The sequence below is a fragment of the Paraplanobispora siamensis genome, assembly GCF_016863175.1.
Lineage (GTDB): Bacteria > Actinomycetota > Actinomycetes > Streptosporangiales > Streptosporangiaceae > Planobispora > Planobispora siamensis.
On the sequence record NZ_BOOJ01000054.1, the window covers coordinates 1 to 9,586 of the forward strand.

Sequence of the window (9,586 nt, forward strand, 5' to 3'; positions counted from 1 at the left end):
CCCGTGGTTCCAGGGAACACATCTAGAGTCCACTTCTAGTGAGCGAGTCTAGAGATAGGCTCCAGCCGTGAGCGACGGCAAGCGGATCGGCAAACGGGCGCAGAAGGCGCAGGAGACCCGCCGGCGCATCGTGGCGGCGGCGCTGGAGCTGTTCGTGCGGGACGGGTACGGCGCGACGAACCTGCAGGACGTCGCCGACAGGGCCGGGGTCGCGGTGCAGACGATCTACTTCGTCTTCGGCAACAAGCGCGCCCTGCTCAAAGAGCTGGTCGAGGTGACGATCGCCGGCGATGACGAGCCGACGGCCACGATGGACCGTCCCTGGTACGTGAACGCGCTGGCCGCCCGCTCCGCCCCCGAGATGCTGCGCGCCTACGTCACGGGCACGACCTCGGTCCTGGAACGGGTCGCGCCGATCGGCAGGATGCTGGAGGCGGCGGGCGCGAGCGACCCCGAGGTCGCCGCCCTCTGGCCCCGCGGGGCCGACCCCCGGTACGCCGTCCAGGAAAGGGCGGCCAAGGCCCTGGTCGGCAAGCCCGGTGCACGGCCCGGGCTGCCGGCGGAAGAGGCCGCCGACCTGCTCTACGGCCTGCTCAGTCCCGAGCTGTACCTGCTGTTCGTGCACGAGCGCGGCTGGCCGCGCGAGCGTTGGGAACAGTGGGCCGGCCGGACCCTGCACGCGCAGCTCTGCTCACAAGGGGCCGTCGAGGGCCCCGGCCGCTGACCCGGCCGGTCTGCGCAGGAAGATCACGCTGGTGAGGACCCCCAGCAGCACGACGGCGGCGTTCACCGCGATGGCCGCCTTCAGACCGCCGAGCATGGCCGCGCCGGTCCCGGCGGCCGCCGACGTCACGATCGCGCTCATGATCGGAGTGCCCATGGTGATGCCGATCTGCTGGGTCATGGTGGCCAGGCCGGTCGCCAGGCCCTGCTCGCGGTCGGGCAGGCCGGAGGTGGCGGTGACCATGAACCCGACGATGACCAGCATGTTGCCGACGCCGCCGGCGAAGGTGGCCGTCAGCAGCAGCCACATCCAGGAACGGTCGTCCCCCAGGCCGAGCAGGGCGGCGGTGAAGACGGCCTGCACCAGGCCACCGGCGACGAGCGTGGAGCGGGCGCCGATCCTGCCGATGACCTTCGGCGCGATCGAGCCGCCGACCACGGTGCCCAGACCCAGCACACCGAAGGAGAGCCCGGCCGCCAGCGGTGAGAAGCCCAGCACGTTCTGCAGGTAGAGCGTCAGCAGGAAGACCAGGGACGTCTCGGTCAGAAACGCGATGAGCCCGGCGACGTTCCCCCAGGCGACCGTCCGCCTGCCCAGCACCGCGGGGGGCACCAGGGGCGCGGGGGCCCGCAGCTCGACGAGACGGAACACCACCAGCAGCAGCCCGCCCACGGCCAGCGGGACGAGGGCCTCGGCCGTACCCCAGCCGTGTTCCCCGGCCAGGGTGAGGCCGAAGACGACGGCGAGCAGGCCGAGAGTGACGCTGACCGCGCCGGGCACGTCCAGCCGCGGCCGGCCCTCCGGCCCGGACTCCTTGATCACGGTGGGGGCGGCGACGAGGACGAGTGCGGCCACCGGCACGTTGATGAAGAACGCCCACCGCCAGGACAGCAGGTCGGTCAGGAGCCCGCCCAGGATGGCGCCGGTGGTGAAACCGGCCGACATCAGCGCGCCGTTGAGACCGAGCGCCCGCTCCCGCAGGGGCCCCTCCGGGAAGGACGTGGTCAGCAGGGAGAGCCCGGCCGGGGTGACCGCCGCGGTGGCCAGTCCCTGGAGGACACGGGCGGCGATCAGCACTTCCGGGCTCTGCGCCAGGCCGCCGGCCAGTGAGGCGGCGGCCAGTACGGCGAGGCCGCCCAGGAAGATCCTGCGGCGGCCGAAGAGGTCCGCCAGCCTGCCGAACAGCAGCGTGAACCCGGCGGCGCACAGCGCGAAGGCGGTGGCGATCCACTGCAGGTGCGCCAGGGAGAATCCCAGGCCCGCGCCGATGACCGGCAGGGCCACGTTGAGGATGGAGAAGTCCACGGCCAGCATGAACTGGGCGGCCAGCAGGATGACCAGCACCAGCAGCAGCCGGGGCGTGAGCCGCCGGGCCGCGCCCGGCGGCGCGGTCCCGAGCGCGCCGGCGCCGGTGCTGTCGGTCGTGCCGGCGGTGTCAGCGGTCGACATGGTCGCAAGAGCCTTTCCTCTCGGTCACTGTGACGAGAGAAGGCTCATCCGCCTCCCCGCGGCCGGCCAGAACCGGGCTCGGACCGGTGACCGGGAGGGTGGTCATTTCCTGACCAGGCTCCCGCCGCCCCTTCGCCGCTCCCGGCACGCATCATGAAACACATGGACAGGGCGAAGGAACTGGGCGACTTCCTCAAGAGCCGGCGGGCCCGGCTGGATCCCGGGGAGCTGGGGCTGAAGTCGTACGGCACGCGCCGCCGCGTGTCAGGACTGCGCCGTGAGGAACTCGCGATGCTCGCGGGTGTGAGCGTGACCCACTACACCCGGCTGGAGCAGGGACGGGCGGCGGGCGCCTCCGACTCCGTACTCGGCGCGCTGGCCCGCGCCCTGCGGCTGACCGAGGACGAGACGGCCCATCTCAAGCGTCTCGCCCGGCCCTCGGCGCCCACGCGGCCCGCCCCGGTCCGGCCCGAGCACGCGAGCCGTTCGGCCCGGCGGCTGCTGGAGGCGATGACCGAGGCGCCCGCTCTGATCCTGGATCGCAGGAACGACATCCTGGCCTGGAACAGGCTCGGTCACGCGCTGCTCGCCGGCCACCTCGACCCCGCCGCCCCCGGCGGTCCGGCCACCCGGCCCAACCTGACCCGGCTGCTCTTCCTCGACGGACACTTCCGCGAGCTCTATCCGGACTGGTCCGAGGAGGCCACGCTCGCCGTCGCCTCCCTGCGCCTGACGGCGGGGCGCCATCCGGACGACCACGGCCTGGCCGAGCTCATCGGCCGGCTCGTCATCCAGAGCGAGGAGTTCGCCGCACGCTGGACCCGCCACCCGGTACGCACGTGCACCTCGGGCGTCAAACGCTTCCGTCACCCGGTCGTCGGCCCGATGGAGCTCTATTTCGAAAACCTTCTCATCCCCGGCGAACCGGGGCAGCGCATCATCGCCTACAGCGCCGAGCCCGGCTCGCCCTCCGAGACCGCGCTGCATCTCCTCAACCTCTCCGCTCTCGACTTCGGACCGGTCTCAGGCGGTGAAGGCGGCACGGTGCTCGCGGGACCAGTCGGCGGAAGCGAACGGGGGCCCGTCGATGCGCTCGTACGGCCCGGCCACCACGGTCAGCATGGCGCGGCTGAGCCCCGACTGCACCAGCGCCGCACCACGGAGCACCAGCGGCAGCGTGATCGCGAACAGCACGCCGACCGCGGTGGTCATGACCACGCCGATCAGGGCGCTGTCGCCGAAGCCGAGCAGCTCGGCCAGGCCGTTGTTGTCCGGGATCCCTTCGAGGATCCACCCGTAGATCGGATAGGTCAGCCCCAGGACCGCCCCGGCCCACCAGGTCACGGTGAGGCAGAACGTCACGATGGCGACCGGGAAGTTCACGACGCCGTACAGCAGATCCAGCCATGACTGGCCGTTGGTCATCGGGTTCACCAGCCGGCGGAACAGCCCGGCGTCCTGCGGGGCGGGCCGGTAGCGCGGCCGGGCCACCGGGCGGCCGAGCACCTCGGGCAGCATCCGGCGCTCCAGGTCGGCGAAGCCGCGGGCGAGCATCAGGGCGGCTCCCAGGATCGGCACGCCGATCCAGATGACCACCGTCCCCATACCGAGGGAGAAACCGGTGACCGTCAGGCAGAAGGCGATCACCGCCAGGGGGAAGCCGAGCAGCAGGTAGCGGGTGTCGGTGCCGATGCGGCGCAGGAGGAGGTTCATGGGGACAACGCTATGAGCCCGGACCAGGGGAGATCGATCCTGCCGGCAGGCTTCCCGGGGTAGGGCTGGCCCTACCCCGGCGGCGGCCACGGGCCCGTTACCGCCGCCCGCCGAACGTCCAGTCGTGGACCTCGATGCCGGCGTACCGGTCCGGGGTCAGGAGGGCGCGTGCCGCATCCGGATCCGGCGCCCGGACCAGCAGCGCCGTACCCAGCCAGGCGGCGCCGTCGTCGGACAGCAGCGGCCCGTACGCGATCAGCTCGTCCCGGCCGGGCGGCGGGACGAGGTCGGCGGCCTGCCCGGAGCCGAGGCCCAGCACCAGATACCGGTTGCCGCCGTCCCGGCCGCCGGGGAAGTCCCACATGGTACGCCCCAGCACGTTGCGCCACCGGCGCAGCATCACATCCCGGTACACACCGGCCTGGTAGTTGGGCTCGTCGAAGACGAACGCCCGCGCGGCGGCGAGGTCCGGCAGGTCGACGATGTGCACGCTGCCGGTGGCCGTGTCACCACCGGGGTCGAAGGTCGGGCCACGGGCGATCATCTCCGCCGCGTACCGGTCCATGTAGGCCCAGTGCTCTTCCAGCAGTTCGTCGCGCAGCGCCGCGGAATCAGGCCGATCACGGTGATAACAGAAGAACTCCATGCCGACAGTACCTACCACGAACCGCGGCGACCGCTTCATGCCGGTCGTCCGGGCACGCCATCGGAAGATCACAAAAGCCGGACGACGCTCCGTCCCGATCATTACATTCACGAAAAGGGCTATCATCGCCTAATGGCGATTGATTATGACGCCGGTTCCTGTGTCGGCACCGACGTCACCGCCGGCATCCCTCCGGCGGCCGCGCTGTTCCACTCCCTGGCCGACGAGACCCGGTTGCGCATCGTGCAGCGGCTGGCCCGCGGCGAGGCACGGGTGGTCGACCTGACCGCCGAACTCGCCCTGGCCCAGTCCACGGTGTCCAAGCATCTGGCCTGTCTGCGCGACTGCAACCTGGTCGACTACCGCGCCGAAGGGCGGCAGTCCTTCTACTCCCTGACCCGGCCCGAGCTGATGGACCTGCTCGCCTCCGCCGAGCAGCTCCTGGCCGCCACCGGTCACGCGGTCACGCTCCGCCCCGGCTCCGCCGTCCACCGCCGGGCCGCCGGCGCCACCGACCACGACGGCGCCGCGCTCGCGGCCGGGGAGGCACCGGCATGACCGCGCTCAACCTGCCCGGCCTCGGCCCCTCCCCGGCGCGACGCGCACTGCTGCGGCGCCGGATCCGGTTGCTGGTGGCCGCGACCATCACCTACAACGTGGTCGAGGCCGCCGTGGCCATCACCGCGGGCACCCTCGCCTCCTCCGCCGCGCTGATCGGTTTCGGCCTCGACTCCGCCGTCGAGGTCGCCTCCGCCGCCGCGGTGGCCTGGCAGTTCTCCGCCGCCGACCACGAGAGGCGGGAAAGGGCCGCGCTGCGCGTCATCGCCTTCTCGTTCTTCGCGCTGGCCGCCTACGTCACCTTCGACGCGGTCCGGGCACTGCTCGGCGCCGGCGAGGCCGCCCCCTCCACGCCCGGACTGATCCTGGCCGCCCTGAGCCTGGTCATCATGCCGTTCCTGTCGTACGGCCAGCGCCGGGCCGGCCGCGAACTCGGCTCCGCCTCCGCGGTGGCCGACTCCAAGCAGACCCTGCTGTGCACCTACCTGTCCGGCGTGCTGCTGGTGGGTCTGGCGCTCAACAGCGCCTTCGGCTGGTCCTGGGCCGACCCGGTCGCCGCCCTGGTGATCGCCGCCGTCGCGGTCGAGGAAGGCCGCGAAGCCTGGCGCGGCGACGCCTGCTGCACCCCCGGCCCGCCGGCCGTACCCTCCGGCGCCACCCCGGACCCCTGCGCCGACGGCTGCTGCGCGAGCGACCGGCAGGACCCCACCGCGTGAGCCGCCGCGTCCTGCCCGGCGTCAGCCGCGCGGCGCGTACATGATGACCGCCACCCCCACCAGGCAGATCAGTGCGCCGATCACGTCCCACCGGTCGGGACGGAAGCCGTCCATGACGATGCCCCAGACCAGGGACCCGGCGACGAACACCCCGCCGTAGGCGGCCAGGATCCGCCCGAAGTGGGCGTCGGGCTGGAAGGTGGCCACGAACCCGTAGGCGGCCAGCGCCAGGATCCCGGCGACGATCCAGGCGATGCCGCGGTGCTCGCGCCAGCCCTGCCAGATGAGCCAGGCACCGCCGATCTCGAACACGGCGGCCAGGGCGAACAGCACCAGCGAGCGGACGATCGTCATGACCAGCCAGTACAGCGCACGCTCGCGGCCGGGCCGTCACCGGCCCACGGCGATCGGCAGCCCGACGAAGGCCGCCAGGCCTGCCCTGCCAGAGTTGCTCAGGGCCGCTCAGGGCTGGGCGGCGGCCATGACGCCGTGCACGGCCGCCGCGATGCGCTCGGCGGCGTGCTCCGGATCGGGCCGGCCGGCGTCCAGCCAGGCGATGACGGCCTCCAGGGTGAAGCCGGGGATCAGGTTGGCGGCCCAGTCCAGCCAGGGGCCCTCCGGGATGACGCGGGCCAGGTTGCGGCGGCCGACCTCGCGGGAGGCGGCGGTGATGGAGTCGATCAGCTCGCGGAAGTCGGGCTCGCGGGCGGCGTAGCGGAACAGCAGCCGGAAACCGTCGGGGTCGGCGGACGCGGCGCGCAGCAGCGCGGGGATGGCCGCATCGTCGAAGTCGTCGGCGCCGGTGGTCTCGGCCAGGCGCAGGCAGGCGCGGTCCAGCACCGCGCGGTACAGGTCGGCCTTGGACTCGAAGTGCCGGTACAGCATCGCCCGGGTGAGGGCGGCCTCGGCGGCGATGTCGTCCAGGCCGGTGGCGGCGTACCCGGCGCGGGCGAAGGCGCGGGTGGCGGCGTCCAGGATCTGTTCGCGTCGCTCCGCACGCCGCAGCCGCCGTACCGGCTGAGCCGCAGCGGCCTCCTCGCCCGCCTCGGAAGTGCTCATCGAACCTCCACTTGTAGAACCCGAAGTATACATATAGCTTAATAGACACCGGAGTATACAAACTGACTTCTACTCCATGGAGGCTCCATGCCGTCCACCGCCCCCGTCCAGTTGCCGTTCGAGCAGGTCCATCCCATGCGGCCCGCGCCGCTGCTGCGGGAACTGCAGGCCCGAAGCCCCGTCCACGCCGTCCGGACCGCGGTCGGCGACCCGGCCTGGCTGGTGACCGGGTACGAGGAGGTGCGCCGCCTGCTGGACGACGACCGCCTCGGCCGTTCCCACCCCGAGCCCGAACGCGCCTCCCGCACGGGAGAGTCGGCGATGTTCGGCGGCCCGATGGGTGACTTCGACACCGAACAGGCCGACCACCGGCGGATGCGCTCGCTGCTGCAGCCGCACTTCTCCCCCAGGCGGATGCGCGCGCTGCGCGGCCGCGTCGAGACGCTCACCGCCGATCTGCTGGACGAGATGGCCGCCACCGGGCCGCCCGCCGACCTGCACGCCGCCCTGGCCCTGCCGCTGCCGATCGCGGTCATCTGCGAACTGCTCGGTGTGCCCTACGAGGACCGCGCCCAGTTCCGAACCTGGACCCAGGCCGCCGCCGACATCACCGACCGCGCCCGCTCCGAGCGCGGCCTGGCCGAGCTGTTCGCCTACGGCCAGCGCCTCATGGCGCGCAAACGGGCCGAGGGCGACCCGGACGCCGATGTCATCTCCCGGCTGGCCGCCACCGACGGGGTCGGCGATGACGAGGCCGCCGCCATGGGCATGTTCCTGCTGTTCGCCGGGCACGAGACCACGGTCGCCGCGATCGACGAGGGCGCGCTGTGGCTGCTGGCCCATCCGGAGCAGTGGCAGGCCCTGGTGACCGACCCGTCCCGCATCGAGGCGGCGGTGGAGGAGATCCTGCGCGCACCCGGCCTGGGCGGGGGCGGCATCCCCCGCTACGCCCGCACCGACCTGGAGATCTCCGGCGTGCGGGTGCGGGCCGGGGACCTGGTGCTGCTGGACATCGGCGCGGCCAATCACGACGCCGCCGTCTTCGCCGACCCGGACCGCTTCGACATCGACCGCCCCGCCGCAGGGCATCTGAGCTTCGGCCACGGCGCCCGCTACTGCATCGGGGCGCCCTTGGCCCGCGTCGAGCTCCAGGTGGTCTTCTCCCAGCTCATCGCCCGTTTCCCCACCCTGAAACCGGACTGCGCGCCGGAGGAGGTGACCTTCAACGCGAACGTGCTGACCGGCGGCCTGGTCGCCCTGCCCGTCAGCTGGTGACCACCACGGCGAAGAGGCGGCCCCCGGCCGTGGCCACCCGTGGACCGACGGGCGTGGCGGCGTCGCGGTCCGGGCAGGGCAGCTCTTCGGCCGGGGCGGGACGGCTCATCGCGTCCTCTCCGGGCGGGTCTCGGCCATGCGCGCCGCCACCACCGCTCCCGAGGCCGCAGTCAGCGCGGCGACCGTCCAGACGGCCGCCTCCAATCCCCAGAGGTCGGCGACGGCACCGGCCAGCAGCGCGCCGAGGGCGAAGCCGCCGTCGCGCCAGAGCCGGTAGACGCCGACCGCGCGGGCCCGCCAGGCCGGATGGGCGACGTCACCGATGACGGCCAGCAGGGTGGGATAGACCAGGGCGGTCCCGGCGCCGAGCAGCACCTGCGCGAGCGCCCAGACGGTGAAGGAGTCCCCGAGCGCCACGAGCGCGATGGCGGCGGCCTGGAGCAGCATCCCGGCGGTGATCAGATGCTTGCGGCCCACGTGGTCCGACCACCAGCCGGTGGCCGTCTGCCCCAGCCCCCACACCGCCGGATACAGCGCGGCCAGCGCTCCGATCTCCGCGACCGACAGGCCGTGGGCGGCGAAGAGGACCGGGAACAGGCCCCAGGCGAGGGCGTCGTTGAGGTTGTTGACCATTCCGGCCTGGCTGGCCGCCGACAGCGAGCGGTCGCCGATGCTGGTGCGCCAGGCGATCTGCCGGGTGGACAGCCCGGCGTGATGGAGGCCGCCGGCCGGGTGGACGGCGGCCTCTGCCCGGGCGTGCTCGCGGGTCTCCCGTACGGCCAGCGTCGACAGGCCCAGGCCGAGGGCGGCACAGGCGGCGCCGATCAGGAACGGCGCCGGGCGCAGCCCGTGGACCTCGGCCAGATAGCCGGTAGCCAGCGCGGTGGCGGCCACCGCCAGATAGCCCGCGGCCTCGTTCAGGCCCATGGCCAGGCCGCGCCGCGCGGGCCCGGCCAGATCGATCTTCATGATGATGGTCGTCGACCAGGTCAGTCCCTGGGAGACGCCCAGCAGCACGTTCGCCGCCACGATCCAGGCCCAGGTCGGGCCCCAGGCCAGCATGGCCGGGATGGGCAACGCGATCAGCCACCCGGCCACCAGCACGGGTCTGCGGCCGTAGCGGTCCGAGAGCGTGCCGGCGAAGAAGTTCGTGACGGCCTTGGTGGCGCCGAAGGCCAGGATGTAGGTCAGCGCCGCGGTGTGGGCCGACAGGCCGAAGGCGGATTCGGCCAGCAGCGGCAGCGTGACGCGCTCCTGGCCGAGCATGCCGCCGACCAGCGCGTTGACCGCCACCAGCAGGGTGAACTGGGCCAGGTTGGCGGCCAGGCCCAGCCGGACGCCTGCCGGGGCGGTGGCCGGGAGGTTCACGCCGTGCCACCCGGCCGGACCGCCACGGCCGAAGCGAGGGTGCTCATGCCGCACCGCGTCCCAGGCCCCGCCGGACCG

General features: G+C 72.9%; 10 protein-coding genes and 1 pseudogene. 5 read left to right on the top strand and 6 right to left on the bottom strand.

The annotated features are described in order from the left end of the window. The first annotated feature begins 67 nt into the window (after positions 1-67). Positions 68-724, top strand: coding sequence for a TetR/AcrR family transcriptional regulator (locus tag Psi01_RS31115; RefSeq protein WP_204067700.1), 657 nt, complete (start codon positions 68-70; stop codon positions 722-724). Here the strand turns inward: Psi01_RS31115 and Psi01_RS31120 are convergent. Then, a complete protein-coding gene (locus tag Psi01_RS31120) occupies positions 692-2,173 on the bottom strand; it encodes an MFS transporter (protein ID WP_204067701.1) in 1,482 nt (493 codons plus the stop codon). The two genes, Psi01_RS31115 and Psi01_RS31120, sit on opposite strands and share 33 nt — an antisense overlap. A 162-nt stretch (positions 2,174-2,335) precedes the next feature. Between Psi01_RS31120 and Psi01_RS31125 the strand changes: the two are divergent. Continuing rightward, a pseudogene (locus Psi01_RS31125) lies at positions 2,336-3,154 on the top strand (helix-turn-helix transcriptional regulator); the annotation flags it as partial. Between the two features lie 42 nt (positions 3,155-3,196). On the opposite strand, the gene Psi01_RS31130 reads toward Psi01_RS31125, so the two are convergent. Together Psi01_RS31130 and Psi01_RS31135 are read right to left on the bottom strand one after the other, a co-directional pair. Continuing rightward, positions 3,197-3,886 carry a sensor domain-containing protein gene (locus Psi01_RS31130; RefSeq protein WP_204067702.1) on the bottom strand — a complete coding sequence of 230 codons (690 nt, stop codon included), beginning with the start codon at positions 3,884-3,886 and terminating at the stop codon, positions 3,197-3,199. Between the two features lie 97 nt (positions 3,887-3,983). Next, positions 3,984-4,532: a YciI family protein gene (locus Psi01_RS31135; protein WP_204067703.1), complete on the bottom strand. Its 549-nt coding sequence runs from the start codon at positions 4,530-4,532 to the stop codon at positions 3,984-3,986. A 132-nt stretch (positions 4,533-4,664) separates the two neighbouring features. Here Psi01_RS31135 and Psi01_RS31140 point away from each other — a divergent pair, with 132 nt between their 5' ends. Further along, positions 4,665-5,090 (top strand): ArsR/SmtB family transcription factor, encoded by a 426-nt coding sequence (locus Psi01_RS31140; RefSeq protein WP_204067704.1) that lies wholly within the window; start codon positions 4,665-4,667, stop codon positions 5,088-5,090. Beyond that, positions 5,087-5,806, top strand: a complete 720-nt coding sequence (locus tag Psi01_RS31145) for a cation efflux transmembrane domain-containing protein (RefSeq protein WP_204067705.1) — start codon at positions 5,087-5,089, stop codon at positions 5,804-5,806. Before Psi01_RS31140 ends, Psi01_RS31145 begins: the two co-directional genes overlap by 4 nt. A gap of 21 nt (positions 5,807-5,827) precedes the next feature. Here Psi01_RS31145 and Psi01_RS31150 read toward each other — a convergent pair whose 3' ends face one another. Both Psi01_RS31150 and Psi01_RS31155 read right to left on the bottom strand, forming a co-directional pair. Next, positions 5,828-6,160 (bottom strand): YnfA family protein, encoded by a 333-nt coding sequence (locus Psi01_RS31150; RefSeq protein WP_204067706.1) that lies wholly within the window; start codon positions 6,158-6,160, stop codon positions 5,828-5,830. A 108-nt stretch (positions 6,161-6,268) separates the two neighbouring features. Continuing rightward, positions 6,269-6,865, bottom strand: a complete 597-nt coding sequence (locus tag Psi01_RS31155) for a TetR/AcrR family transcriptional regulator (protein WP_204067707.1) — start codon at positions 6,863-6,865, stop codon at positions 6,269-6,271. 87 nt (positions 6,866-6,952) lie between these two features. Here Psi01_RS31155 and Psi01_RS31160 point away from each other — a divergent pair, with 87 nt between their 5' ends. After that, on the top strand, positions 6,953-8,140 hold the full coding sequence (locus tag Psi01_RS31160; protein ID WP_204067708.1) for a cytochrome P450: 1,188 nt from the start codon (positions 6,953-6,955) through the stop codon (positions 8,138-8,140). A gap of 105 nt (positions 8,141-8,245) precedes the next feature. Here Psi01_RS31160 and Psi01_RS31165 read toward each other — a convergent pair. Further along, a partial coding sequence (locus Psi01_RS31165; protein ID WP_307819286.1) for an MFS transporter occupies positions 8,246-9,586 on the bottom strand: 1,341 nt, incomplete at its 5' end.

Excerpts from the sequence above, each read along its gene's own strand:
- Psi01_RS31120 (WP_204067701.1), bottom strand. The coding sequence starts at position 2,173 with ATGTCGACCGCTGACACCGCCGGCACGACCGACAGCACCGGCGCCGGC.
- Psi01_RS31130 (WP_204067702.1), bottom strand. The coding sequence starts at position 3,886 with ATGAACCTCCTCCTGCGCCGCATCGGCACCGACACCCGCTACCTGCTG.
- Psi01_RS31135 (WP_204067703.1), bottom strand. The coding sequence starts at position 4,532 with ATGGAGTTCTTCTGTTATCACCGTGATCGGCCTGATTCCGCGGCGCTG.
- Psi01_RS31140 (WP_204067704.1), top strand. The coding sequence starts at position 4,665 with ATGGCGATTGATTATGACGCCGGTTCCTGTGTCGGCACCGACGTCACC.
- Psi01_RS31145 (WP_204067705.1), top strand. The coding sequence starts at position 5,087 with ATGACCGCGCTCAACCTGCCCGGCCTCGGCCCCTCCCCGGCGCGACGC.
- Psi01_RS31150 (WP_204067706.1), bottom strand. The coding sequence starts at position 6,160 with ATGACGATCGTCCGCTCGCTGGTGCTGTTCGCCCTGGCCGCCGTGTTC.
- Psi01_RS31155 (WP_204067707.1), bottom strand. The coding sequence starts at position 6,865 with ATGAGCACTTCCGAGGCGGGCGAGGAGGCCGCTGCGGCTCAGCCGGTA.
- Psi01_RS31160 (WP_204067708.1), top strand. The coding sequence starts at position 6,953 with ATGCCGTCCACCGCCCCCGTCCAGTTGCCGTTCGAGCAGGTCCATCCC.